At 75.6% G+C, this 25,113-nt stretch carries 22 protein-coding genes; 12 read left to right on the top strand and 10 right to left on the bottom strand.

What is annotated here, in order from left to right; genetic code table 11:
- Positions 1-71: 71 nt before the first annotated feature.
- From AC067J_RS32170 to AC067J_RS32160, 3 genes are all read left to right on the top strand, one after another.
- Positions 72-1,283, top strand: coding sequence for a serine hydrolase domain-containing protein (locus AC067J_RS32170; protein ID WP_478305226.1), 1,212 nt, complete (start codon positions 72-74; stop codon positions 1,281-1,283).
- 243 nt (positions 1,284-1,526) lie between these two features.
- Positions 1,527-2,834, top strand: a complete 1,308-nt coding sequence (locus AC067J_RS32165) for a DUF5685 family protein (protein WP_478305224.1) — start codon at positions 1,527-1,529, stop codon at positions 2,832-2,834.
- 156 nt (positions 2,835-2,990) lie between these two features.
- Positions 2,991-4,265 carry an alpha/beta hydrolase family protein gene (locus AC067J_RS32160; protein ID WP_478305222.1) on the top strand — a complete coding sequence of 425 codons (1,275 nt, stop codon included), beginning with the start codon at positions 2,991-2,993 and terminating at the stop codon, positions 4,263-4,265.
- A 153-nt stretch (positions 4,266-4,418) separates the two neighbouring features.
- Here the strand turns inward: AC067J_RS32160 and AC067J_RS32155 are convergent, their stop codons facing one another.
- The 5 genes from AC067J_RS32155 to AC067J_RS32135 form a co-directional block, all read right to left on the bottom strand.
- Positions 4,419-4,583: a hypothetical protein gene (locus tag AC067J_RS32155; protein ID WP_478305220.1), complete on the bottom strand. Its 165-nt coding sequence runs from the start codon at positions 4,581-4,583 to the stop codon at positions 4,419-4,421.
- A 127-nt stretch (positions 4,584-4,710) separates the two neighbouring features.
- Positions 4,711-5,991 carry a cytochrome P450 family protein gene (locus tag AC067J_RS32150; protein WP_478305218.1) on the bottom strand — a complete coding sequence of 427 codons (1,281 nt, stop codon included), beginning with the start codon at positions 5,989-5,991 and terminating at the stop codon, positions 4,711-4,713.
- Between the two features lie 237 nt (positions 5,992-6,228).
- Positions 6,229-6,630 (bottom strand): pyridoxamine 5'-phosphate oxidase family protein, encoded by a 402-nt coding sequence (locus AC067J_RS32145; protein ID WP_478305216.1) that lies wholly within the window; start codon positions 6,628-6,630, stop codon positions 6,229-6,231.
- A gap of 121 nt (positions 6,631-6,751) precedes the next feature.
- Entirely contained in the window at positions 6,752-7,387 is a 636-nt protein-coding gene (locus AC067J_RS32140; protein WP_478305214.1) for an MBL fold metallo-hydrolase, read from the bottom strand.
- A complete protein-coding gene (locus tag AC067J_RS32135) occupies positions 7,384-8,469 on the bottom strand; it encodes an S-(hydroxymethyl)mycothiol dehydrogenase (RefSeq protein WP_478305212.1) in 1,086 nt (361 codons plus the stop codon). The genes AC067J_RS32140 and AC067J_RS32135 overlap by 4 nt, the downstream gene beginning before the upstream one ends.
- A 316-nt stretch (positions 8,470-8,785) precedes the next feature.
- On the opposite strand from AC067J_RS32135, the gene AC067J_RS32130 reads away from it, so the two are divergent.
- Positions 8,786-10,249 carry a cytochrome P450 gene (locus AC067J_RS32130; RefSeq protein WP_478305210.1) on the top strand — a complete coding sequence of 488 codons (1,464 nt, stop codon included), beginning with the start codon at positions 8,786-8,788 and terminating at the stop codon, positions 10,247-10,249.
- Positions 10,246-10,710 carry a ferredoxin gene (locus tag AC067J_RS32125; RefSeq protein ID WP_478305208.1) on the top strand — a complete coding sequence of 155 codons (465 nt, stop codon included), beginning with the start codon at positions 10,246-10,248 and terminating at the stop codon, positions 10,708-10,710. Before AC067J_RS32130 ends, AC067J_RS32125 begins: the two co-directional genes overlap by 4 nt.
- A 172-nt stretch (positions 10,711-10,882) precedes the next feature.
- Here AC067J_RS32125 and AC067J_RS32120 read toward each other — a convergent pair whose 3' ends face one another.
- Positions 10,883-12,112 (bottom strand): aminoglycoside phosphotransferase family protein, encoded by a 1,230-nt coding sequence (locus AC067J_RS32120; protein ID WP_478305206.1) that lies wholly within the window; start codon positions 12,110-12,112, stop codon positions 10,883-10,885.
- A gap of 163 nt (positions 12,113-12,275) precedes the next feature.
- On the opposite strand from AC067J_RS32120, the gene AC067J_RS32115 reads away from it, so the two are divergent.
- Positions 12,276-12,836, top strand: coding sequence for a hypothetical protein (locus AC067J_RS32115; protein WP_478305204.1), 561 nt, complete (start codon positions 12,276-12,278; stop codon positions 12,834-12,836).
- A 187-nt stretch (positions 12,837-13,023) separates the two neighbouring features.
- Positions 13,024-13,734: a DUF4262 domain-containing protein gene (locus AC067J_RS32110; protein WP_478305202.1), complete on the top strand. Its 711-nt coding sequence runs from the start codon at positions 13,024-13,026 to the stop codon at positions 13,732-13,734.
- Here the strand turns inward: AC067J_RS32110 and AC067J_RS32105 are convergent.
- Entirely contained in the window at positions 13,731-14,618 is an 888-nt protein-coding gene (locus tag AC067J_RS32105) for a PhzF family phenazine biosynthesis protein (RefSeq protein ID WP_478305200.1), read from the bottom strand. The genes AC067J_RS32110 and AC067J_RS32105 overlap by 4 nt on opposite strands.
- 216 nt (positions 14,619-14,834) lie before the next feature.
- Positions 14,835-15,932 carry a DUF5937 family protein gene (locus AC067J_RS32100; RefSeq protein WP_478305199.1) on the bottom strand — a complete coding sequence of 366 codons (1,098 nt, stop codon included), beginning with the start codon at positions 15,930-15,932 and terminating at the stop codon, positions 14,835-14,837.
- A gap of 101 nt (positions 15,933-16,033) precedes the next feature.
- On the opposite strand from AC067J_RS32100, the gene AC067J_RS32095 reads away from it, so the two are divergent.
- The 5 genes from AC067J_RS32095 to AC067J_RS32075 all read left to right on the top strand — a co-directional run bounded on the left by AC067J_RS32095 (position 16,034) and on the right by AC067J_RS32075 (position 21,108).
- On the top strand, positions 16,034-17,428 hold the full coding sequence (locus AC067J_RS32095; RefSeq protein ID WP_478305198.1) for an MFS transporter: 1,395 nt from the start codon (positions 16,034-16,036) through the stop codon (positions 17,426-17,428).
- 365 nt (positions 17,429-17,793) lie between these two features.
- Positions 17,794-18,252 (top strand): hypothetical protein, encoded by a 459-nt coding sequence (locus AC067J_RS32090; RefSeq protein ID WP_478305196.1) that lies wholly within the window; start codon positions 17,794-17,796, stop codon positions 18,250-18,252.
- Positions 18,249-19,052 carry an MBL fold metallo-hydrolase gene (locus AC067J_RS32085; RefSeq protein WP_478305194.1) on the top strand — a complete coding sequence of 268 codons (804 nt, stop codon included), beginning with the start codon at positions 18,249-18,251 and terminating at the stop codon, positions 19,050-19,052. Before AC067J_RS32090 ends, AC067J_RS32085 begins: the two co-directional genes overlap by 4 nt.
- Positions 19,053-19,058: 6 nt before the next feature.
- On the top strand, positions 19,059-19,490 hold the full coding sequence (locus AC067J_RS32080; protein ID WP_478305192.1) for a nuclear transport factor 2 family protein: 432 nt from the start codon (positions 19,059-19,061) through the stop codon (positions 19,488-19,490).
- 319 nt (positions 19,491-19,809) lie between these two features.
- Positions 19,810-21,108, top strand: a complete 1,299-nt coding sequence (locus AC067J_RS32075) for an NAD(P)/FAD-dependent oxidoreductase (protein ID WP_478305190.1) — start codon at positions 19,810-19,812, stop codon at positions 21,106-21,108.
- 154 nt (positions 21,109-21,262) lie between these two features.
- On the opposite strand, the gene AC067J_RS32070 is transcribed toward AC067J_RS32075, so the two are convergent.
- Together AC067J_RS32070 and AC067J_RS32065 are read right to left on the bottom strand one after the other, a co-directional pair.
- Positions 21,263-22,876, bottom strand: coding sequence for an alpha/beta fold hydrolase (locus AC067J_RS32070; protein WP_478305188.1), 1,614 nt, complete (start codon positions 22,874-22,876; stop codon positions 21,263-21,265).
- Positions 22,877-23,233: 357 nt separating this feature from the next.
- Positions 23,234-24,577, bottom strand: coding sequence for an MFS transporter (locus tag AC067J_RS32065; RefSeq protein ID WP_478305320.1), 1,344 nt, complete (start codon positions 24,575-24,577; stop codon positions 23,234-23,236).
- Positions 24,578-25,113: the final 536 nt, after the last annotated feature.

The following is a 25,113-nucleotide window of genomic DNA, read 5'->3' as shown; positions in this document are numbered from 1 at the left end:
CGGGCCGCGGATGGTCCCCTGGAAGCACCCCGGGAAACCCCCGGAACCCTCCACGGGACAGGAGCTCCTTCGTGAACGAGCAGCACGCACCGCACCGGTCGTCCTCCCTCCGCCGACCGGGCGGGCGGCGCCGGACGGCGGTGGCCGCCGTCGTGGGCGCACTGGCGATAGGTGCGCTGGCGCCCTCCGCGGCCTTCGCCGCCGGCCCGTCGGCCGCGGACGACCCCGGCTCCACCTCGGTCTCGGGCTCCGCACGGCGGCCGGACGCCGTCCAGAAGAGCCTCGACTCCCTGGTGCGGGACTTCGGGCTGCCCGCGGCGCTGGCCTCCGTCACCGGCCGGGACGGCCGGACCCGCAACTACACGGCCGGGGTCGGCGATCTCGCCTCCCGGACGAAGGTGCCGGTGGACGGCCAGGTGCGGGTCGGCAGCAACACCAAGGCCTTCACCGCCGTGGTCGTGCTGCAGCTGGTCGGCGAGGGCAGGGTGGCGCTCGACGAGCACGTCGACACCTACCTGCCCGGTCTGCTCCGCGGGGACGGCATCGACGGGCGGAACATCACCGTCCGCGAGCTCCTCCAGCACACCAGCGGCCTGCCCAACTACACCGAGTACATCGAGGGCGACCGGCTGGACCGGTACTACGAGCCGCGTGACCTCCTCGACCTCGCGCTCGCCCGCAAGGCCGACTTCGCCCCGGGCACCGGCTGGAAGTACAGCAACACCGGCTACCTGGTCGCCGGGCTGATCATCCAGAAGATCACCGGCCGGCCGGTGGGCGAGGAGATCACCCGCCGCGTCATCGACCGGATCGGCCTGCGGCACACCTACTTCCCCACCCCCGGGGACACCACCGTGCACGAGGCCCACCCCAAGGGCTACGACCGGCTGACGCCCGGCGGCCCGCTCACCGACGTCACGGGCCAGGACATGTCCTGGGGCTGGGCGGCGGGGGCGCTGGTCTCCACCAACACCGACCTCAACCGGTTCTACTCGGCACTGCTGGGGGGCGACCTGATCGGCCCGGACCTGCTCGCCCTGATGCGCACGACCGTCCCCGCCGACTACCTCGGCGAGGGCGCCCGGTACGGGCTGGGCCTGGCCAGCTACCCGCTGTCGTGCGGCGGCCTGTACTGGGGCCACGGCGGCACCCTCCCCGGCTACGTGACCCGCGGGGGCGTCACCGAGGACGGCCGGGCCGTCAACATCGCGGTGACGACGGTGCCGGCGGTCGAGGCCAAGCCGCGCATCACCGCGGACGTGGACGCGGCGCTCTGCAAGTAGGCCGCCGGGGCGGGGCGGTGGAAGCGGACGGCTCCGCCGCCCCGGCCGGTGGTACCGGTGGGCGGCCGTGGCGGTGGCGGCGGTGGTGTCAGTGGCGCCAGTGGCGCCAGTGGCGCCAGTGGCACGGTGGACCGCCGGGCTAGTGGCACCTCGGCCGACCTGGCCTTCAGCCTCACCGGCCGCCGATCATATGATGTCCGCGACCACGGGCCGGACGGCCCACGCGGACCACGGGGGATCAGAATGTTCGGCATCATCAGACCGTGTCGGCACCGGCTGTCCGAACGGCTGCAGGCCACCTGGATGGCCCACCTCTGCGGGCTCTGCCTCGCCCTGCGGGACGACCACGGGCAACTGGCCCGGACCGCCACCAACTACGACGGCCTGATCATCTCGGTGCTGGTCGAGGCACAGGCCGCCGCCGACGACACCGGCGGCCGTCGGACGGCCGGCCCGTGCCCGCTGCGCGGCATGCGGACCGCGTCGGTGGCCAAGGGCGAGGGCGCCCGGCTGGCCGCCGCCGTCTCGCTGGCCCTCGCCTCGGTGAAGATCCGCGACCACGTGGAGGACCGGGACGGCGTCTTCGCCCGCCGCCCGGTCGCCGCCGGGGCCCGCGCGGTGACCCGGCGCTGGGACCGACAGAGCGCCGGAAGCGCCTCGGTGGTCGGATTCGACACCGCCGTCCTCCTCGACGCGGCCGCCCGCCAGGCCGAGCTGGAGCGCGGGCTGCCGGCCGGCGGGTCCGTCCTGCTGGTCACCGAGCCCACCGAGAGCGCCACTGCCGCCGCCTTCGCGCACACCGCCGTCCTGGCCGGCCGGCCCGGCAACGCCGCACCGCTGGCCGAGGCCGGGCGGCTGTTCGGCCGGCTGGCGCACCTGCTGGACGCCGCCGAGGACCAGGCCGCCGACACCGCGAGCGGCGCCTGGAACCCGCTCACCGCCACCGGCACCGACCGCGCCGAGGCCGAACGCCTCTGCCGCGACGCCGTGCACGGCATCCGCCTCGCGCTGCGCGAGGTCGAACTGACCGACCGCACGCTGGTGCACATCCTGCTCGCCCACGAGACCGAGCGCGCCGTCGAGCGGGTCTTCGGCCCGGCCGCCCACACCGCCGCCTGCCGCACCAGGGCCGGTGCCGGGACCGGCAGCGGCAGCGGTGCAGGCACCCGCACCGCCTCGCCCCTCGCCGCCAACCCGTACCAGACGCCGCCCCGCCACGACCCGAACCACGCCCCACCGCAGGAGCCCGGCGCACCGGTCCCGCCCTGGATACCGCAGGGCCCGGGCTTCACCCCGCCCGGCGCCCCGCCGCCGAACCGCCGCAACCTGCTGGCCGGCTGCGCCATGTGGGCCCTGATGGCCTGCACCTGCCAGCTGCTCTGCTGCGAGCACGAGGACCCGTTCTCCCGCGAGCGCCGCGAGGGCTGGTGCCACCAGTGCGACTGCTCCAACTGCGGTGACTGCTGCGACTGCTGCCAGTGCTGCGGGGAGAACAGCGGCTGCTGCTCGGACTGCGGCTGCGACGGGTGCGACTGCGGCTGCAACTGCTGAGCTCCGGGCGCCCGGAACCCGCCGCCCCCCACCACAGGTGGACCCGGCACCGGCCCTCCGGCGTACGGGCGGCCGCGCCGGGTCCGCCTCCCGGCGTAGCCGCCGTCCCCCGGTGGAGCGACGTGCCACCCGGGCGCACGGATCTAACGTGGCGTCATGTCCAAGACCACGCGGTGGCGTTCCGCCGCCATGCTCGGCCTTCCCGTCGCCCTGCTGCTGACCCTCGCCGGGCCGGCCGCCGCGGCGGCACCCTCTCCCCCGGCTCCCTCCGCCGGCTCCGACTCCGGTTCCGGTTCCGACTCCGCCGCCGACTCCGATTCGGGCACGGTCGCCGGCTCCGGCTCCGGTTCCGGTTCCGACTCCAGCTCCGGCAACGCCTCGCGGGCCACCCGCGCACCCCGGGTCCCCGCCCCGACCTCCCACCTGCCGGTCGGGGCCACCACCGTCCACCTGGTGGACGAGAGCCGACCCGACCCGTGGCGGGCCGGCACGCCGTCACGCGAGCTGATGGTCACCGTCCGGCACCCGGCCCGATCCGCCCACGGCAGCCACCCGCCCTACCTGTCACCGGAGTTGTCCCAAGCCCTGTACCCGGACCTGTTCGACGCGAGCACCGTGCGGACCAACGCCCTGGCCGACGCGCGGCCCGTTCCCGGGCGCCTGCCCCTGGTCGTGCTCTCCCCCGGCTTCGGCATGAGCCGCACCTCGCTCACCGCCCTGTCCGAGGACCTCGCCTCCCGCGGCTACGCCGTCGCCACCGTCGACCACACCTACGAGACCGCGGTGCAGTTCCCCGACGGCCGGATCGAGCCGTGCCTGATCTGCGGCGACCCCGAGGACCCGTGGGCCTTCGGGGTGGGGGTCTCCCGCAGCCGGGCCCTCGACCTCCGCTTCGTCATCGACCGGTTCACCGCCCCCGGCGGCGGTCCGGTGCCCGGCCTCACCGTCGACCGGAAGCGGATCGGCGCCGCCGGCCACTCGATCGGCGGGGCCGGCGCCCTGGAGGCGATGCGCCAGGACGACCGGATCCGGGCCGCGGCCAACCTCGACGGCACCGTCTTCGTCCCGCCCGCGGACGACTCCCGGCCGGTCCTGCTGCTCGGCGCCCAGCTCGGCGGCTCGCCCGAGTCCACGGCCAACTGGGAGGACTCCTGGAACCGGCTCGGCGGCTGGCGGCGCTGGCTGGACCTGCCCGAGGGCGGGCACCTCTCGTTCTCCGACGCCAACTGGGAGATCGACGCGTTCGGGGTGCGCGACCGGCTGCCGCCCAAGGTCGTCCGGACCGACTTCGGCACGATCCGCGGCACCCGCGCCCTGGCCGCCACCCGCGCCTACCTCGGCGCGTTCTTCGACCGGCACCTGCGCGGCCGGCCGAGCCACCTGCTCGACGGACCGTCGCGCGCCTACCCCGAGGTCCGCTTCGTGAAGTAGCCGCCCTCGCCGGGCCGTCCGGCCGGTGCCGCACCCGGAGCCGGTCCGGCGGCGCCGGCCCCCGCCGGCTCCCACCGCTCCTCCCGGGCGTGCTCCGGCCCGCGTACCCAGAGCGGCAGCACCTCGGCCCCGCGGGTGCGGGCGCCGCCGCCGTCAGGCATCCCGGGCCGCCGCTCCGCCGCCCGCCGCGTGCCGGTCGGCCGCCAGCGAGTCCTCCAGCCGGGCCAGCAGCACCCGGAACCGGTCGGCGTCCTCGGCCGTCATCCGGCCCTCGGCCAGGGCCCGCACGCCCTGGTCCCCCGTCGTTCCCTCGTTCATGCCCCGACGTTAGGCGACGGCGATCAACGCGCGATAAACACCCGCCACACGTGCCACACCCGCAGTCGGCGCGGGCGGGCGGCCGGCCCCCGCCGACCGCGCCGGCCCGTTTCAGGCCCCTGGCGCGTCAGCCCTCGCCCGCGCCCGTATCCTCGCCCGCGCCCTCGCCCCGGCTCGCCGGGATCAGCACCACCGGCAGGTGCCGGTGCCCGTTGGAGATGAACGACTCCACCGGCGTCAGGTCCGCCCCCGCCGCCAGCGCCAGGTCCGGGAACCGTTCGAACAGCGCCGGCAGTGCGATCTGCGCCTCCATCCGGGCGAGCGGCGCGCCCAGGCAGAAGTGCGCGCCGTGCCCGAAGGCCACGTGGTCCTTGTTCGCGCGCCGCAGGTCGAAGACACCGGCGTCGGCGCCGTGCACCTCGGGGTCCCGCCCGGCGGCGGCGAGCGCGGCCAGGATCGGCTCGCCCCGGCGGATCAGCACCTCACCCGCGCGGACGTCCTCCACCGCGTAGCGCAGCGGCAGGTTGGCCACGGGGGACTGCACCCGCAGGGTCTCCTCGATCACGTCGTTCCACCCCGCCTGGCCGGACCTGACCAGCTCCAGCTGCGCGGGGTGGGTCAGCAGCAGGTGGACGGCGTTGTCCAGCAGGTTGACCGTGGTCTCGTGCCCGGCACTGAGGACCAGCAACAGGGTGTCCAGCAGCTCCTGTTCGGTGAGCGAGCCGCCGTCCCCCTCCGCGTCACGGGCGGCGATCAGCCCGCTGGTCAGGTCGTCGGCCGGCTGCTTGCGCTTGATCGCGACCAGCTCGGAGAGGATCTCGTACACCCGCTCGCCGTTGGCGTGGGCGGCCTCGGGGGTGATGGTGGTGTCGAAGAAGCCGTCCACGCACCTCCGCAGACCCTCGTGCAGGTGGTCCGGCACCCCGAAGAGCTCGCAGATCACCTGGATCGGCACCGGATAGGCGTAGCCCTCGCGCAGGTCGACGGCCCGTCCGGGCTCGGCGACGGCGGCCAGGTCGTCGAGCAGTCCGGTGATGATCGCCTCGACGCGCGGACGCAGTGCCTCGGTGCGCCGGGCGGTGAAGGCGCCGGCCACCAGGCGGCGCAGCCGTCGGTGCTCCGCGCCGTACGCGGTGAACATGCTCTCGACGGCGACCCAGAGCATCAGCGGCCAGTCGGCGGGTATCCCACCCTCCGCGAAGGTGGTCCAGTGCTGCCGGGCGCTCTTGGAGACGTTCGGATCGGCCAGCAGCTGCTTGAGAAGCTGCTGGCTGCCCACCGACCACACGGCGACGCCGCCGGGGAGCTCCACCTGCGCCACCGGGCCGTCCCGGTGGACCCGGCGGGCCTCGCCGTGGATGTCACGGCCGCTCTGATCGAGCCGGACGGGACAGCGATCGCGTTCCATGGGCGGCCTCCTGAGGCGTCGTCAGGCGCTGCGGGCGGTGCGGCCGGAGCCGCGCCCGGGGCCCCGGATGCACCCCGGGGCGGCCTGGTCAGCTTGACACCCGGCCCGTCGGCCCGACAAGGACGCCCACCCGCCGCCGGCCGGTGACGGGAGGCAGGGGGCGGGAGGCAGGAGGCGGGGGCAGGAGGGTGGCGGTGACGGGGGCGGCTGCGGCGGTCACGCCGCCCGGCGCCCGGCTCAGGCCCGGCCGAGCACCCGGTCGACGGTGATCTCGACGACCACCCGGTCCGGGTTCACCCTCGGCTCGCGGTACCGCTCGGCGTACCGGCGCTCCGCCTCGGCCACCTCCGCCGGCTCGTCGCGGACCACGGCCACGCCCTCCAGCGTCGACCAGCGGGCCCGGTCCACCTGGCAGACCGCCACCCGCATGCCGGCCGCCCCGGCCGCCAACACGTTCTGCACCTTCCGGCTGGTCCGGCTGCTGATCACCCGGGCGATCCCCGCCTCCGGCTCGTACGTCACCCCCACCGGCACCACGTGCGGCGACCCGTCGGGCCGCAGGGTGGTCAGTGTGGAGATGTGCCGCTCCCGCCAGAAGGCGAGGAAGGCGTCGTCGAGCGCGTGCGGATCATGGGCCATGCCCGCGATCGTACGTCGCGGGGCCCGGCGGCCGGTGCGCCGGGCCCTGCGTGCGGGACCGCCTCGGTGCCTGCGGGAACCGCGGTGCACCGGGCGGACCGCCCGGTACCCGCGGACCGCCTCAGTGCCCGCGGGCGATCCACTCCGGGAGGGCCGGGGCCTCGGCGCCGATGGTCGTCGGGTCGCCGTGGCCGGTCCGGACCACGGTCTCCCCGGGCAGCGTCAGCAGCCGCTCCCGGATCGAGTCGATGATGGTCGGGAAGTGCGAGAACGACCGGCCCGTGGCACCCGGACCACCGTGGAAGAGGGTGTCCCCGGTGAACACCGTGCCCAGGCCGGGGGCGTGGAGGCAGACCGCGCCCGGGGCGTGGCCGGGCGTGTGGAGGACGGTGAGCGTGGTGCCCGCCACCTCGATCCGCTGCCCGTCGGCGAGTTCGCCGTCCGGGAGGCGGTCGGGGTGGGTCAGCTTCCACAGCGGCAGGTCGTCCGGGTGCAGCAGGATCGGCGCGCCGGTGCGCTCGGCGAGCGCGGGGGCGGCGTCGATGTGGTCGTTGTGCGCGTGGGTGGAGACGATGGCGAGCAGCCGTCGCCCGCCGAGCGCCGCCTCGATGGCCGCGGCGTCGTGGGCCGCGTCGATCACCACGGCCTCGTCGTCGTCGCCGACGATCCAGACGTTGTTCTCCACCTGCCAGCTGCCGCCGTCGAGTTCGAAGGTGCCGGCGGTGATCAGCCGGTCGATCCGGGCCGGGCCGCTCACAGGACCACCACCGAACGGAGCACGTCACCGTGGTGCATGCGCTCGAACGCCTGCTCCACCGCGTCGAGTTCGATGGTCTCGGTGACGAACGCGCCCAGGTCCAGGCGGCCCTGGAGGTAGAGGTCGATCAGCATCGGGAAGTCCCGCGAGGGCAGGCAGTCCCCGTACCAGGAGGACTTCAGCGCGCCGCCCCGGCCGAACACGTCCAGCAGCGGCAGTTCCAGCTGCATCTCCGGCGTCGGCACGCCGACCAGGACGACCGTGCCGGCCAGGTCCCGGGCGTAGAAGGCCTGCCGGTACGTCTCGGGCCGGCCGACGGCCTCGACGACCACGTCCGCGCCGTGGCCGCCGGTGAGCTCGCGGATCGCCTCGACCGGGTCGGTGTTCTTCGAGTTGACGGTGTGGGTGGCACCGAGCTTCTCGGCGGTGGCGAGCTTGCGGTCGTCGATGTCCACCGCGATGATCTTCCCCGCGCCGGCCAGCCGCGAACCGAGCACGGCCGCGCCGCCGACGCCGCCGCAGCCGATGACCGCGACGGTGTCGCCCCGGCCGACGTTGCCGGTGTTGATCGCGGCACCGATGCCCGCCATCACGCCGCAGCCGAGCAGGCCCGCGACGGCCGGCTCGGCGGCCGGGTCCACCTTGGTGCACTGGCCGGCGGCGACCAGGGTCTTCTCGGCGAACGCGCCGATGCCCAGGGCCGGCGACAGCTCGGTGCCGTCCAGCAGGGTCATCCGCTGCTTGGCGTTGTGGGTGTTGAAACAGTACTGGGCCCGTCCGCGCTTGCAGGCGCGGCACTGGCCGCAGACCGCGCGCCAGTTGAGGATCACGAAGTCGCCGGGCTCGACCTCGGAGACGCCCTCGCCGACCGACTCGACGATGCCCGCCGCCTCGTGGCCCAGCAGGAACGGGAACTCGTCGTTGATACCGCCCTCGCGGTAGTGCAGATCGGTGTGGCAGACGCCGCAGGCCTGGATCCGCACCACCGCCTCACCCGGCCCGGGGTCGGGGACGACGATCGTCGTCACCTCGACGGGCGCGCCCTTGGCGCGCGCGATGACTGCCTTGACCTGCTGGGCCATCCGAATTCCACCTCCGTCGGCCGGTGCGACTCTGCAACCGGCTTGACCTGCGTCGAACGAGTCAGACGACTCGCCCACGAAGCGTATCGTCCGGCCCGGCGGCGTTCCGGGGAACGGCCCTGGTGATCCGGCTCACCGCGGCCGGGGGCCATCCGCGGACCGTCCGGGGGCCGTCCGGGGGCCGTCCCGGAGCGGCCGACCGGGGAACGCCGGGCGAGGACCGGCAGCGGCCCGCCGCGGGGGGGCGCGTGCCCGCCTCCGAGCGCCCGTCACCACGCTCTCGGCGCCCCGGCGTTGGCTGGAATCATCGCTGACTGTGGCCCGTCGCCCACGTACGGTCGAACCGACCCCGGCCACCCGGCACACCGTCACCCGCCACGCCGTCACCCTCCCGTCGCCCCGTCACCCGCGCCCCGCCGTCGATCCCCCGTCGCCCGAGCACCACTGCCACCCGAGCACCGCCGTCACCCGCACCGCCCGGATCCACCCCCCGTCCGGCCGCCGCACCGCGGCCACCGCCCTGGAGTCTGGAGTACGGATGTCCGCCGAGAACAGTGCCACCCGTGCCGGCACCGGCACCGCCCCGAACCCCGGAACCGCGGCGGCCCTGCTGCCGCCCCTGCACTGCCTGCGCCTGCTCGCGCCCGGCCCGCCCAGGCTGGCCGCGCTGCCCACCGGCACCCCGGTCTGGCTGATCAGCCGGCACGCCGACGTCCGGCAGGTGCTCACCGACCAGCGCCTGGGACGGTCCACGCTCTACGCGCCCGACGCCCCGCCGGTCTCCCGCACCCCGAACCTGCTCGACGACCCGTCCAGCATGCTCAACATCGACGGCGCCGAGCACCAGCGGCTGCGCCGCACCGTGCAGCGCGCCTTCACCCCGCGCGCGATAGCCCGCTGGCGGCCGTGGGTGGCCTCGGTGATCGAGGGCCTGCTCAACGAGCTGATCGACCAGGGCTCGCCCGCCGACATCGTCGCCGGCTACACCCGTCCGCTGCCGGTCGCCGTGATCAGCCGTCTGATGGGCCTGGACGGCCTCGACGGCAAGCGCCTCGTGCACTGGAGCGACCACGCCCTCTCCACCTCCGCCTACTCGGCGGAGGCGATCCGGACCGCCATGGCCGAGTTCGCCGGCTTCGGCGCCGAACTCATCGCCGAACGCCGCGCCGCGCCCGGGGACGACCTGGTGAGCGGCCTGCTCGCGGCCGCCGCCGAGACCCCCGGGATCACCGAGGAGCAGCTGGTCTCGCTGGTGATCGGCCTCGTGGTGGCCGGCCACGAGACCACCATGACCTCCCTCGGCAACGCCGTCGTCTACCTGCTCGGCGACGGCCGGGACGCCTGGGGGCAGCTCGCCTCGGACGAGCGGAGCGCGGCCGCCGCCACCGAACAGCTGCTGCGCGCCGTCCCGCTCGGGGACGCCGACGTCCTGCCCGGCCTGCTGCGGCGGGCCGTCGAGGACGTGGAGGTCGGCGGCGTGCTGATCCCCGCCGGCAGCGTGGTCGCCGCCAGCACCGACGCCGCCAACACCGATCCCGAGGTGTTCACCGGTGACCTGCTGACCGAGCTGTTCTCCCCGCTCGCCGGGCCGATGCTCACCTTCGGCGCCGGTCCGCACCACTGCCTGGGCGCCTGGCTGGCCCGGATGGAGCTGGAGCTGGCCCTGCACCGGCTGGCCCGTCGGCTCCCGGCCCTGCGGCTCACCGAGCCGGCGGGCGCCATCGACTGGCGGCGCGGTCTGCTGACCCGCAGCCCGCAGAGCCTCCAGGTCTCCTGGTGACGGCCGCCGGTCGTCCGGGCACCGGGCCGGACGTGCGGACGGTCGCAGCCCCGGACGCCGCCCCCGACGTCGCCCCCAACGTCGGCCACGGGGTCGGCCGCGGGGTCGCCCCCGACGTCGCCGGAGAGGTCGCTGCGGCGGCCGACCCCATGGTGGTGGTCCGGGTGAACCGGGACCGGTGCATCGGCTCGGCCATGTGCGCGCACACCGCGCCCGGCTCCCTGGCGCTCGGCGCCGACGGCGTCGCCCAGCCGCTCAACGGGCCGTTCGCGGACACCGACGGCGGCCTCGCCGGGGCGTTCGCCACCGAGTTCGCCGGGGAGTTCGCCGGCGACCTGCCCGAGGGCCTCGACGGCGAGCCGCTGACGCCGGAGCTGACCGAGGCGGTCGACTTCTGCCCGGTGGAGGCGCTCACCCTGTACGCCGCCCGCGACGGCCGCCGGATCAGCACGCCGGAGTGAACCCCGGTGGCCGGCCGGTCACCGCCGTCGGCGCCCCCGTCCAGGAGGGCGCCGACGGCGGCACGGCCGGCACCGGGCCGCCCGCGTCGCCGGGCTGCCCCGCGTCACCCGGCCGACCGCCTCACCGGACCGAGCGCGTCACCCGGCCGAGCCCCTCACCCTGCCGAGCGCGTCACCCGGCCGACCGCAGCGCCTCCCGGATCTCGGAAGCCGGGTCGCCCTCGTGGTACGGACGCTCACTCACCTCGATGTGGTCCAGGAACTCCTGGTACCGCAGCGCACACGCGAGGTGGTGGAGCGGGCCGACCAGCTCCAGCGCCCGCTCCGGATCGCACCCGGGGACCTGCGCCCGCCACGCACCCGCCCACTCCCGGGCCACCTGCGCCCAGCGCTCCTCGTCCACGAACGGGCGCGGCCGCCACCCGTCCATGGCCGGGTGGCCCAGGCAGGCGTCGGCGTAGTCGATGACCACCGGGTCCCCGCCGTCGGAGCGCCAGTTGCCGGGGTGGAAGTCGCCGTGGACGACGGTCTCCGGCAGCCCGCAGGCGGCCAGCTCCCCGACCAGGGCGGGCAGCCGGGCGGCCAGCGACCGGGCGGCGGCGAGCTCGTCGGCCGACAGGTCCGACTCGGTCCCCAGCCGGTCCAGCAGCCCGCCGACCGCGGCCGCGAGCGCGCGCGGGGTCCGGTCGCGCAGGCCGGCCGCGGCGGCCCGGCCGTCGGCCGCGAGCGCCGCCTGGGCGCCGACCAGCCGGGACACCGCGCCGGTCACCTCTTCCTCCGAGGGGCCCCAGCAGTCCTTCCCGGGCACCTCGTCCAGGAGCAGCCGCCCGGCGTCGGGGTCGGCGGCGAGCACCGACGGCACCAGGGCCGGGTCCGCGGCTCCGAACAGGGCGATCACGTCCGCCTCGCGGGCGTTGAACGCCGGGTTGATCACCTTCAGCCAGGCCGGCCCGGCGGCGGTCGGGAAGCGGAACAGCCCGGACAGGTTCCACGTCCGGACCTGCTCGGCCCGGCCGGTGGCCGGGCGCCCGGCCGCGGCCAGCTCCCGCTCCGCCCAGTCGACCGCCTCGCGCAGCCCGGACGCGGTGGCCCAGCCCGCCCGCCGCTCGGCCGGACCGAGCAGCGCGGCGACCTCGGGGACGGCCTGACGCGGCACCAGTCCGGCCGGCCGCTCCAGCGCCTCCGCGTGGTAGACGGTGTGCCCGCCGCTGCCGCCCTCCCCACCGGTCACCTCGGCGAGCCGGACCACCACCACGGGCGCGCCGACCTCCGCCGTGACCCGCTCGACCACCGGCCCGACCGACGACCACCACCCCTCGTCCAGCTCGAAGGGCCCCACCGGCCCCAGGTAGTCGTCGCCGTGGGTGAGATGGACGCCGACCGTCCGACCATTCGTTCGCATCCGGGGATGTTCCCGCAGTTCACCCGCCCCCGCGACCGAATTACCGGCCGGTCCGCCGGGCCGCCGGGCCGCCCCACCGTGCCGCCCGGGCCTGTACGGATCATGGCCGGTTCTCCGGGTGCGGGGCAGACGGAACGGGAACGGCTCCCTACGCTACCCAGCCATGCGCATACCCAACTCCGCGACGAAACGCGTCGGCGTCGTCGCCGCACTCACCCTGTTCCTCAGCCTGATGGGCTTCGGCGGGCAGGCGTCCGCCACGCCCACCGTCCCGCCGCCGCACTTCGCCCTGAGCGTCGACCACACCACCGTGACACCGGGCCAGGTCGCCACGCTGACCGCGACCTTCACCAACCCGCAGGCCACTCCCGTGCAGTTCCTCTACGCGTGGCTGCCCATGGTCGAGGTCGGACCCCAGCCCGCACCCGGTGCCCGGGCGGAGTTCACCGGGTGTTCCGGCGACGTGAGCTGGTGCGACTACGCGAGCAGCCGGGTCCTCCTCAACCTGACCTCGCCGCAGGTGCCGATCGATCCGGGGACCAGCCGGACCATCACCCTGTCGTTCCGGTACCCCGCCACCTCCGACTGCACCGTCCACCCCGTCGTCGACTTCGCCCCGCACTACTTCCACTACGAGTACGCCCAGGGCACGCTGAGCTACGACGGCGCGGAGGTCCCGGCCCCGGCCGTCACCACCACCCTGGTCTGCCCGCCGACCCTGTAGGACCGCGACCGCGCCTCCCCGGCCGCCGTCCCGGCAGCGCCCGCCCGGTCGGCACCGCTTCCACCCGCGCGCCCGTCGCCCCACCGTCCACCACCGTCGCCCCCTTCCCGACCAGGGGGGCGGCCCGAAGCCGGTCCGCGCCTCCCCGTTTTGCCACCGCTCCCACCCTCGTGTTCGGATGCCGGGCATGACCGCCCCCGCCGACCGCCCGACCTGCCCCTGCGTGCTCTGCACCGCGGCGGAGCACGACGACGCCGTCCTCCGGGGCCGCCGGCGGCCGGGCCTCCGGTGGCCGGGGCGCTCGCGCGCGGCACGCGTCCCCCGCCACTGGCGGCACGTCGCGGCGGGCGTCCGGGCCCGCGGCCACCAGGTGGTCGGCATCGGCGGCGGTGGCGACGTACCGGACTGGGCGTTCACCGTGGGGCTCTGGCACACCCACCGCCTCCCGGAGGTGGCGATGTTCGGCCTGTCCACGCACGACCGGATGCACTGGGTGGACGAAGCCGCGGCACGGCTCCGCGACGGTGCCCCCGCCGCCCCGGACAGCCGGCTGACGAGTGTGCTGGAAGGCCACCCGCTCCTCCTCAAGCCCGTGGACCCGAGTTGGCACCGGCCGCTGCTGGGTACGGCGGGCGGCTTCTACCGTCGCGCGCCCTTCCCCGTCCTCCAGCTGGTCTGGCCCGACCGGACCGGCCGTTGGCCGTGGGACCCGGCGGCCACCCCCGGCTGCCGGGCGCAGCCCCGCCTCTGGCTGCCGGTCGGCGACCACCCGCAGGGCGTCTGGACGGCCGAGGCCACCGGGACCACCGGAACCACCGGGACCGCCGAGGCCGCAGCAGCCACCACCGCCGCAGCGGCCGGAGGCGCCCCGGGAGCGGCCGGCGGCCGACCCGTCTAGCCGATCGCCACCCCCGTGCCCGACACCCGGACCCGGGTGTCCTCCTCGCGCAGCTCGACGCGGAGCACGCCCGGGCGGCCCAGATCCTCGCCCTGGTGCAGCGTGAGCACCACCGGGGCGGTGACGGCGCCGAGTTCGCGCAGGTAGGCGCCGAAGGCGGCGGCCGCCGCGCCCGTCGCCGGGTCCTCGACCACGCCGCCGACCGGGAACGGGTCCCGGACGTGGAAGACGTCCGGGCCGGCCCGCCAGACCAGTTGGACGGTGGTCAGGTCACGCGCGGTCATGTAGGCGGCCAGGCCGTCGAAGTCGTACTCCAGGCGGGCCAGCCGGTCGCGGGTGGCGGCCGCCAGCACCAGGTGCCGGGCGCCCGCGTAGGCGATCCGGGCCGGCAGGGCGGCGTCCAGGTCCTCGGGCGACCAGCCGAGCAGGGCGAGCGCCTCGGCGACGTCCGCCGCACCCGCCTCCTCGACGTACGGCTCGACACTGGTGAGGGTGGCGCGCAGCGTGCCGTCCGCGCCCTTGTCCACCGCGACCGGGACCTCGCCGGCCGCGGTGCGGAAGACGTACCGCCCCGGGCCGACCCGCTCGGCGAGCGCGACGGCGGAGGCGACGGTGGCGTGGCCGCAGAACGGCACCTCCGCCAGCGGGCTGAAGTAGCGCACGCTGTAGGAGCCTTCGGAGCCGGCGTCCGTGCCCCGCACCAGGAAGGCGGTCTCGGAGTAGCCCACCTCGGCGGCGATGGCGAGCATCCGCTCGGCGGACAGGCCGGTGGCGTCGAGCACCACGCCCGCCGGGTTGCCGCCCGCCGGGTCGGTGGCGAAGGCGGCGTACCGGAGGATCTCGGGTTCAGGGGCCGTCGGGGACACGGCAGCGTCACTGTTCATGATCACTCGAACGCGGCCGGTCGGCCGCCTGTTCCCGTTCCGTTCCGTTCCGGTGTCCGGTGGTGCACCGGGCGCCGCACGCCCCCTGTTCCCCCGTCACGCCCCGCACGGCCCGGACGCCCCGCGTGCCCCGGACACCCCGCGTGCCCCGTGTGCCCCGCACGGCCGGACACCCCCGGAGCCGGACGGAGCCGGAAGGGGCCGGACCGAGCGGCCTCACCGCAGCACCGCCTCCAGCAGGTCGGTCCCGAGCCGGGCACTGCCCGCCAGATCGAGCTGGTACAGCATGTACCGCCCCCGCCGCCGGGTGATCAGCAGCCCGGCCTTGCGGAGCACCGCCAGGTGCCGGGACACCTCGGGCGCGCTGAGCTGCCAGGCCGCCGCCAGCTCGCCGGTGGTGTGCGGGCCGCGCGCGATGGTCCGGGCGAGCCGCAGCCGGACAGGGTGGGCGAGCGCCTCCAGCCGCTGCTGGACCACGGCCAGCGAGACGGGCTCGGGCACCCCGGCCTCGGCCACGGGGTACTGCACCACCGGCCGCCACCCCGTCGCGTGGACCACCACCAGGTGCGGCCGGCCGAACGCGGTCGGGATGAAGGTGACGCCACCCGCGGGGGCCCCGTACGTGGTGTTGTCCTGCAGCTTGTCGACGACGATCTGGCGCCGCCCCCCGCCGGAGTCCTCCAGCACCACCGAGGCGGAGACCGCCGCCAGCGCCTCGGCGGCGCCGTGCCGCATCAGCAGGTCGGTCTTCCGCCGGGCGTCGGCCGCGAGTTCCGGCAGCACCCGCCGCCAGGCCTCGGCGAAGAACGCCTCCTCGCAGTCCTCCAGCATCCGCCGGACCAGCGCGCGCACCGCCGGCGGGTCGCTCAGCAGCCGGTCGGCGAACTCGGCCTGGCGGGGACCGCGCGCCAGCGCGAGCTCACGGGCCCGCTCCTGCGCCACCGGGTCGGTGAGCGGCGAGGTGATCCGGTGGGCGAGGCGGGACGCCCCGCAGGTCAGCACCAGCGCGGCCCGGACGTAGTGCTCGTCCTCGATCCGGTCGACGGCGTCCAGTTCCTCGGCGAGGGTGGCGCCGGGCAGGCCGGGGACGAGGAAGTCGGCGCGCGAGGAGCGCCAGAGGAAGTCCGCCTCGGTCAGCCGCTCGGCGAGTCCGGGCGGAACGGAGGCCGTCGTGGAGGCCGCCCAGCCGTGCAGCGCGGGGTGGTGCGCCGGCTCGCCGAGGACGTGCAGCATCGCACTCAGCTCGGCCAGCGGCGAGGGGGTGAAGAGGAGGCGCTCGTCGGGCAGGGCGGCGATGTCGATGGTCAGGCTCACGCCGACGATCCTGCCACCCGCCCGCGAGCGGCCCAGCGTCGATTGACGGTAGTCGTCAATCGACGTGCCCGCGGGCGGGGCACGGGCGCACGGTACCGGCCATGACCCCACCTCAGAACCCGGCCCCGAGCCCGACCGACACCCTCGACACCTCCGACATCCCCGGCACCCTCGACACCCTGACCGCCGCCGGTACCCGGACCACCGACGCGACCGCCACCGGCACCGCGACCGCCACCGCCACCGCGCCGGTGAAGTCCCCCGCCGGACCCGCCGCCCTGCTCGGCCTGCTCACCGCCGCCGGCGGCCGCCGCTACGCCGCCGCCCTGCTGGTCGACGCCCTCGGCACCGGCCTGCTCCGCCCGTTCCTCCTGCTCTACGGCATCGGCGTGCTGGCCCTGGACGCCGGCGCGGCCGGCCTGGCGATGTCGGCCGGCATGGTCGCCGGCCTGCTGGTCCTGCCGCTCACCGGCCGCTGGATCGACCGGGGTGCCCGCAGCCTCCCGGCGGCTGCCACCCTGCTGGTCCGGGCGGCCGGCGCGGTGACGCTGCTGCTGTCCGACGGCGTGGCCGGGTTCACGGCGGCCGCCGTGCTGCTCGGCATCGGCAGCCAGTCCTGGCCGACCACCCACGCCGCCGTGGTCTCGACGCTCACCGAGGGCCGCACCCGGGACGCCGCGCTGGCGGCCGGACGGACGCTGCGCAACGCCGGGCTGGGCGCGGGTGCGCTGCTCGCCACCCTGGCGGTCGCCGGCGGTTCCGGCACGATCCGGCTGCTCGCCGGGGTGACCGCCGCCGCCTGCCTGGTCGCGGCGGTCCTGGTCCACTCCCTGCGGGTGAGCACGCCCCGGACGCCCGCCACCGCCGACGCGCCGGGAACCACCGCGCCGGGCACCGACGGCTCCCCCGTCGAACGGGCCACGAAGAGCCCCGAGCTGCGGCGGATCACCCTGCTGAGCGTCGCCAACCTCCCGTACTCCTTCTCCTTCGACGTCCTGGAGGTGGCGCTGCCCGCCCTGCTGGTGCTGCACCTGCACGCCTCCCCGGCCTGGTCGTCCGGGGTGTTCGTGGGCAACACCGTGCTGGTGATCACGCTCCAGCTGGCCGTGGTGCTCCGCCTCGCCGACCGCTCCCGGCGCGCCGTGCTGGCGGCGGGCGGGGCCGCCCTCGCCGTCTCCTACCTGGGGTTCTGGGCGGCCGGAGCGCTCGGCGGTACGGCCGGCGCCGCCACCGTGGCGGCCGTCTCGGTGCTCTTCACCCTCGGCGAGATCCTCTACTCCGGGTCGGGGACGGCCCTGGTGGCCGCCACGGCGCCGCCGCAGCAGCTCGGCCGGGCGCTGGCCCGCTGGGAGCTGTCGATGGGTGTCGGCCGGGCGCTGGCCCCGGCCGCCCTGACCGCCCTGCTGGCCGTGGGCCCGGGCGCCCTCTGGGCCGTCCTCGCCGCCACCACCCTGCTCGCCGCAGCGGCCGTCACCCGCCTCGCCCCGACGGGGTGACCGGCCAGGCGCCCCGCCAGGTGACCGCCGGAGCGGCCGGTCCGGTGGCCGATCCGGCGAGCGACCGGTCCGGTGGCCGATCCGGCGAGCGACCGCGCTGGCGGGCGGCACCCAGGTGCACCCGGGACACCCCACCGGACCGGCCGCAGCCCGCCCGCACCCCACCGCAGCCCGCCCGCGCCCCACCGAACCCGACCGAACCAGACCGAACCCGACGAAGCCCACCGAAGCCGCCACCCGACCGGTGTGATGATCACCCGTATGGCGCTCACCCCCTACCAGCAACAGCTCCGCGACCGCGTCCTCGCCCCGCCGGTCGTCCCCCCGCCCCGCCCTGGCGGCAGTCCGGGCCCGGCCTGATCGCGGTGGGCGGACTGCTCGGCATCGGCCTCGCCACCCACCCCGCCACCGGGGACGACCTGGTCCTGGTGGTCTCCAGCACCGGACACGGCCTCCTCGACGCGAAGACCGGCACCCGGCTCGCCCGCGCGTACGACCCGGACGAGGACCCGGACGGCCCGGACCTCGCCTGCCCCGGCCTCGGACCGGCCTCGGACCGGCCTCGGACCGGTCGCGGACGTCCGTCCGTGCACAGAACCGTCCACGACCACCGGGACGTCCGCCCGCACCCCGGACCCGCGTCCCGGACCGGCGCCCCGGGTCCGCCCTTCCCCTCTCCGCCCGGGAACGCGCGGCAGCGGGGTCCCTCCCCGGCCCGTCCCGGGGTGCGGGCGGGCGTCCGGTCGCCGATGCTGGGCGGCGACGCGTGTACGCACTCCGTGCAGGACGGCGCGCCCGGTCGCGAGGAAGGACACCCCGCATGAGCGCCCTCGAATTCGAGGTCATCGACAGCCCCGACAGCTCACTGAACAAGACCTCCGTGCTGGTGACCGGCCCCAGCGACGCGCTCCTGGTGGACGCCGGATTCACCAGGACCGACGGGCGCCGGCTGGCCGAGCGGGTGAGGGCCAGCGGCAAGCGGCTCACCACGGTGTTCGTCAGCCACGGCGACCCGGACTTCTACTTCGGCGCCCAGGAGGTGCAGGACGTCTTCCCCCAGGCCCGGTTCCTGGCCACCGCGTCCACTGTCGAGCACATCCAGGAGACCTTCGACGCCAAGCTCAAGGCCTGGGCGCACCTGGGCCCCGAACTGCCCACCCGGCTGGTCCGCCCCGAGGTCCTGCACGGCGACGACCTGGTCTTCGAGGGGCACCGGTTCGAGCTGCGCGGCGCCGACTTCCACCTGCCGGACCGGCACTACCTCTGGCAGCACCACCACCGCACGGTGCTCGGCGGGGTCCTGCTCTTCCAGGGCCTGCACGTGTGGACGGCGGACACCCCGACCCCGGAGCAGCGGGCGGCCTGGATCGGTCTGCTGGACGACATGGCGGCGTTGGAACCGGAGTTCGTGGTGGCCGGCCACCGCACGGCGGGCGCGCCCACCGACACCGGCCCGATCGACCACACGCGCGACTACCTGCGGGCCTTCGAGACGGAGGTCGGCCGGGCGCCGGACGCGGCCTCCGCCAAGGAGGCGCTGGAGCGGCGCTTCCCGGACCTCGGCATGACCTTGGCCGTCGACCTCGGGACGAAGGTCGCCAAGGGCGAGATGACCTGGGGCTGAGCGGCGATGATCGAGATCCCGAGGTCGACCGCCGCGTTCGCCGAGTCCGACGCGCCTGCCGACGTGGTCCGCCGCCAGTACCTGGCCTCGGCGCGCGGCGACCTGGCCGCGTTGCGGGCCACCCTCGCCGACGACGTCGAGTGGACGGAGATGGCGGGGTTCCCGCTGGCCGGCACGTACCGGACGCCGAAGGGCGTCACCAGCGGGGTGATGGAGCGGCTGGCCGCCGACTGGGAGGGCTGGACGGCGCACGACGACCGCTACGTGGTGGACGGTGAGGACGTGGTGGTGCTGGCCCGCTACACGGCCGTCCACAAGTCGACCCGCCGCCCGCTGGCCGTCCGGGTGGCGCACCACTTCACCGTGCGCGGCGGCCGGATCGTCCGCTTCGAGCAGTTCACCGACACCGCCCTGGTCCGCGACGCGATGTCGCCTTGACGCCGTACCGCTGCACCGCCGTATCGCTTTGACGCCATGTCGTCGTGACACGCGATGTCGCCGTACCCCGTACCCCGTACCGCCGTACCGCCATGTCGTCTTGGCGGTACGACGCCGTTCCGGAATGCCGGTCCCGTGGGGCGCCGCCGCCGATCCGCGGCGGCGCCGGTGCATGTCAGCAGGTCACCGCCCGGTACCGCCCCACCCTCGCGTCACCCGTTCGGGGGAGCCCGCGCGGCGCGCCCGAGTGCGGTCTCGACAGCCCCGCCGGGCGACGGCAGGCTGTCCGTGATTCCGGCCGGAGAGCGAGGAGTTCATCATGAGCACGGACAGCACTGGCGGTACGGGCAACGTCGCGGGCGGCACCGCGGGCGGTACGGGTGGGGCCGACGGCGGGACGGACCGTCCATACGTCATCGTCGGCGCCTCCCTCGGCGGTGCGAAGGCCGCCCAGGCACTGCGCGAGGCCGGCTACCGGGGCGGCATCGTCCTGATCGGCGACGAGCACGAGCGCCCGTACGAGCGGCCGCCCCTGTCCAAGGGCTACCTGCTCGGGAAGAGCGCGCGGGAGAAGATCTACGTCCATCCGCCGCAGTGGTACGCGGAGCACGACGTGACCCTGCGGCTGGGCACGGCGGTGACCGCGGTCGACCCGTCCGCGCACACCGTGACGCTGGCCGACGGCAGCCGGGTGGAGTACGCGAAGCTGCTGCTGACCACCGGTTCGGTGCCGCGCCGGCTGCCGGTGCCCGGGGCCGACCTGGACGGCGTGCTCTACCTGCGCCGGGTCGAGGACAGCGACCGGATCCGGGCGGCCTTCCGGTCCGGCGGGCGGATCGCGGTGATCGGGGCCGGCTGGATCGGCCTGGAGACCGCGGCCGCGGCCCGGGCGGCGGGCGCCGAGGTGACCGTGCTGGAGGCCGCCGCGCTGCCGCTGCTCCGGGTGCTGGGCCGCGAGGTGGCGCAGGTCTTCGCCGACCTGCACCGCGACCACGGGGTGGACCTCCGGTTCGACGTCGAGGTCGCGGAACTGACCGGCGAGGGCGGCAAGGTGACGGGGGTCCGGCTGGCGGACGGCACGACGGTGGCGGCGGACGCCGTCGTGGTCGGCATCGGCATCACCCCGGACACCGGGCTCGCCGAGGCGGCCGGGCTGGAGGTCGAGAACGGCGTCAAGACCGACGAGCACCTGCGGACCTCGGACCCGGACGTCTTCGCGGCCGGCGACGTCGCCAACGCCTACCACCCGCAGCTCGGCCGGCACATCCGGGTCGAGCACTGGGCCAACGCGGTCAACCAACCGCAGACGGCGGCGCGGGCGATGCTCGGCGAGGACGCCGTCTACGACCGGGTCCCGTACTTCTTCTCGGACCAGTACGACCTGGGGATGGAGTACGTCGGGTACGTGGAGCCGGGCGGCTACGACCAGGTGGTGTTCCGGGGCGACCCGGCCACCCGCGAGTTCATCGCCTTCTGGCTGGCCGACGGGCGGGTGCTGGCGGGCATGAACGTGAACATCTGGGACGTCACCGACCCGATCCGCACGCTGATCCGCTCCGGGCGGGTGGTGGACACCAAGGCACTGGCCGACCCGGAGGTGCCGCTCGGCGACGTCTGACGGCGCGAACCGAAAGGCCCGCCCCGGAACCGGGTTCCGGGGCGGGCCGTCGCCGTCGGCCCACCGCGCGTCGGCACCGCCGTGCCGGCGCGGGGCGGCCGCGCGGGGCCGGGCTCCGTCACCGCACCAGGCGACGGGCCGCAAGCGCCACGCGTCAGGCGACCGGCGGGAACGCCTCGGCGTCGGGCTTCAGCAGCTGGCCGGGCGCGGGCGCCTTCTGGTTCACCAGGTAGTCGGTGACCAGCTTGCCGAGCTCCTTGCTTCGGCCGACCGCGCAGTGCTCGACGACATCGACCGAGACCAGCACGGCGTTGCCGAGCTGGCGCTGCATCCGCTGCGAGAACGTGTAGTTGGTCGCCGGGTCGTAGAGGTTGCCGATCACCATGACCGGGGTGGAGGTCCGGCGGTTCCACGGGCCGGTGAAGCGCTCGGCGTCACGCGCCGGGGCGGGCCAGCTGGCGCAGGTCGGGCCGTCGAAGGCCTGGTAGCGGCCGAAGGTCGGGGACTCCTTCTCCCAGGCCCGGGCGTAGTTGACGAACAGCCGCGGGTTGGACGGGTACAGCTTGTCCTGGCAGTTGACGCCGTAGTAGGAGTCGTCCGCGGAGTACGGGGTCTCCGGCAGGGCCTCGCGCAGGGCGTTCGGGACGGTCACCGCGAGCACGTTGGCCGCCTCGGAGGGGGCCGCGGCGGCGGAGGCCGCCAGGCTGTTCGCGGCGGGCGCCCGGAGCACGTCGTCCATGGCCTGGAGCGACTGGGCGAGCGGCGCCTGGAGGCGCTGCGCGTAGAGCGCGCTGGCCACCTGGCTGGTGAAGCTGGACAGCGTCACCTTGCTGCCGTTCGGGAGGGTGACCGGGCTGGTGCGCAGGTGGTCGCGGATCGCGTCGAACTTGGCACGGGTGTCGCCGGCGCCGAAGGCGCAGCGCGGGGCGCCCGCCGTCTGGCAGCGCTTGAGGAACTCGTCCAGGGCGACCTCGAACCCGGCGGCGCGCTGCTTGTCGTACTCCACGCCGTCGCGCATGCGCAGGTCGGGGTCGACGTTGCCGTCGACGATCACCGCGCGGACCTTGCTCGGGTACATGCCGGCGTAGGTGGCGCCGATCAGGGTGCCGTAGGAGAACCCGGCGAAGGTCAGCTTCGCGTCGCCGACGGCCCGGCGCATCCGGTCGAGGTCGCGGACGACGTTGATGGTGGACATGTGCTCGATCAGCGGGCCCGCGTTGCGGGAGCAGGCGTCGCTGTAGTCCTCGGTGGCGTCGATGGTCTCGTTTATCTCGGACCTGGTGACGGGCACGCCGACCATCCGGTCGTTGACGGCGGCGGCCTCCTCGTCGGTGGTGAAGCACTTGAGCGGGTTGCTCCTGGCGACCCCGCGCGGGTCGAATCCGACCAGGTCGAAACGGTCCTGCACGTCCTTGCCGAACCGGGTGGTGGTCGCCCAGAGGTAGCCGCTGCCGCCCGGGCCGCCGGGGTTGAGGAACAGCGAGCCGATCCGCTTGGCGGGGTCGCTCGCCCGTCGCCGCATCATGGCGATGCCGGTGGTCTCACCGTTCGGGCGGTCGTAGTCGAGCGGCACCTGGTAGACGGCGCAGTCGTAGATCTTCGGGTCCGGCTGCGTCGGGTCGGGGTTGCACGGCTTCCAGTCGACCGGTGCCACCTTGGCCTCGGCGGCCGGGCCGGGATCCGGGGCGGCCACGGCCGCGGCTGCGCTGCCGGCGACGAGGGCGAGGGCACTGGCGACCGCCAGTGCCGCGCTGGTGATACGGGACACGAAACCTCCTCAGGTTCTACAAACCCGCACAGCCTGTCAGCCCTCGGTCAACAGGGGAAGACCATGGAAGGCAGGAGATTCTTGCGAGAAGCGGTCGACGCGGCGTCAATCTCGGTACAGATCGGAAGATTGACGGGAAATCACGCGGCCTTGGCCGAACGGCACTCCCCTGAGGCGGCCTGGCGGACCCGGCCGCCGTGCTCGCCCTTCACGGCGGGTTCCCGTATCGGCGCGAGGCTTGACGACCCGGCGACGGCGCGGACCTCGCACGCCGGCAGCGGCGGCACCGCCGGCACCGGTGACGGCGCCGGCACCGGCCGGCCGGCCGGCGTCCCGGGCCACCGGCCGACGCGCCGCTCAGCGCGTCCCGGCCGGGACCGCCGGGACCGCCGGGACCGCCTCCGAGGCTGCCTCCGGGACCCCCACCGGAACCCCCACCGGAACCGCTACCGGGATCGCTACCGGAACCGCCGCCGGGCTTGCCGCCCGCCACGGACGGTCCCGCTCCGCCCAGCGCACGGCCGGGCCCATCGCACAGCCGGCCGCCAGGAAGAGCCCGCCGAGCAGCAGCCAGCCCGGCACGCCCCAGTCCAGCAGCAGCGCCGTCAGCAGCAGCGGGCCGGCCGTACGGGCCGCCGCCACGCCCGTGCCGAAGAAGCCCTGGTACTGGCCGAGCCGGTCGGCCGGGGCCAGGTCGAAGCCGATCTGCCAGGACCCGGCCGACTGCTTCATCTCGCCGAGCACCTGGAGCGCCGCGGCCGCCACCAGCAGCGCCGCCATCGCCCAGACCGGGACGTCGGCGGCCGACAGCGCGAACACCGCGCAGGAGGCGAGCAGTACCGCGCCCGCCTGGCGGACGGCGCGCGAAGCCGACCGGAGTCCGGTGACGGCCCGCGCCGTCCGGACCTGGAAGAGCGTCACACCGACCGTGTTGAGCACGAAGAGCGCCGAGCCGAGCCAGCCGAGCTGCGGCGCCCGCTCGGCGATCCAGAGCGGGACGACCAGGCTCAGCAACGGCATCCGCAGCAGCAGCACGGTGTTGACCAGCGTCACCACGGCGTACCGGCGGTCGGCCAGCACCGCGAACCCGTGCCCGTCACCGCCCGCCCGTCCGGCCGTCGGCGTCACCTCCGGCAGGCGGAGCAGCACCAGCCCCGCCGCCAGGAAGCCCAGCGCGGTGAGCGCGAACGCGGCGAGGAACGCCGTCCGGGTGCCGACGGCGAGCGCGACGCCGCCCAGCGCGGCGCCCACCGCCAGCCCGGCGTTCAGGGTGGACTGGAGCCGGGCGAGCGCGCCGGTCCGCTCCGCCACGGGAACGAGGCCGCCGACCAGCGCCTGCCGGGCGGCGCCGAGCCCCGACTGCGCCGTCGCGTAGAGGCAGACCGCGGCGAGGAACGGCACGAAGGAGCGCACGGCCAGGAAGGAGGCCACCACGGCGGCGGTGGCGAACGCGAGCACCGCCGCGGTGCCGCGCGGACCGCGCCGGTCGGCGAGGTGGCCGAGCGGCACGCCCGCCAGCGACCCGATGCCCCAGGCCACCGCGAGCCCGAGGCCCAGCCGGGTCGGCGAGAGGCCGACGATCCGGGTGAAGTACAGCGCCGAGCTGGTGTAGTAGGCACCGTCGCCGATCGCACTGACCAACTGGGCTACGGCGAGGGTTCGTTGGGCTCCGGCGGCCGAACGCGGGCGAGGCTTCACGATGCTCCTGGAGTGGGCGGTCCCGATCTACGGCTCCACGCTAGGGCGGGTGCGGACCATCTGACAGCGCCAATAACCACCGGGTTCCCTGGGCCACTTGGGCACCGCCGCACTTCTCCACCGCGCTTCTCCGCTGGCCTCTACGCGCTTCTCCGCCGGACCTCCCCGCGCAGCCGTCCGACGGATCCCGCACCGAGCGCCCGTGCTCCCCGGGCACGCCGGGCACCCCGACGCGTCGAGGCGCGTCGAGGCGCGACACCGCACCGCACGCGCCGCCCCACCCGACCGAGCGCCCGTTCCGCTCCACCGCCCGCCCCCGCCCCCCGCCGCCGGAGCGGGGGCGGTACCGCGCGGCCCGCACCCGCGCCCGCCCCGGGAACGCGCGTGCGCCCCCGCCCTGGCATCACCCGGACGGCGGTACCACCCGCCACCCCCGGTATGCCGGGCGCCGTCCGTGCCCGCCCCATCCGAGATCCGCACAGTTGTCCGATCCGGACCGAAGTGCCCGTGTTGACCGGCCAGTAGGGCGCTCCTATGCT

Source organism: Kitasatospora sp. NPDC042419 (assembly GCF_056437345.1).
This window is presented reverse-complemented; position numbering and strand designations above follow the sequence as displayed.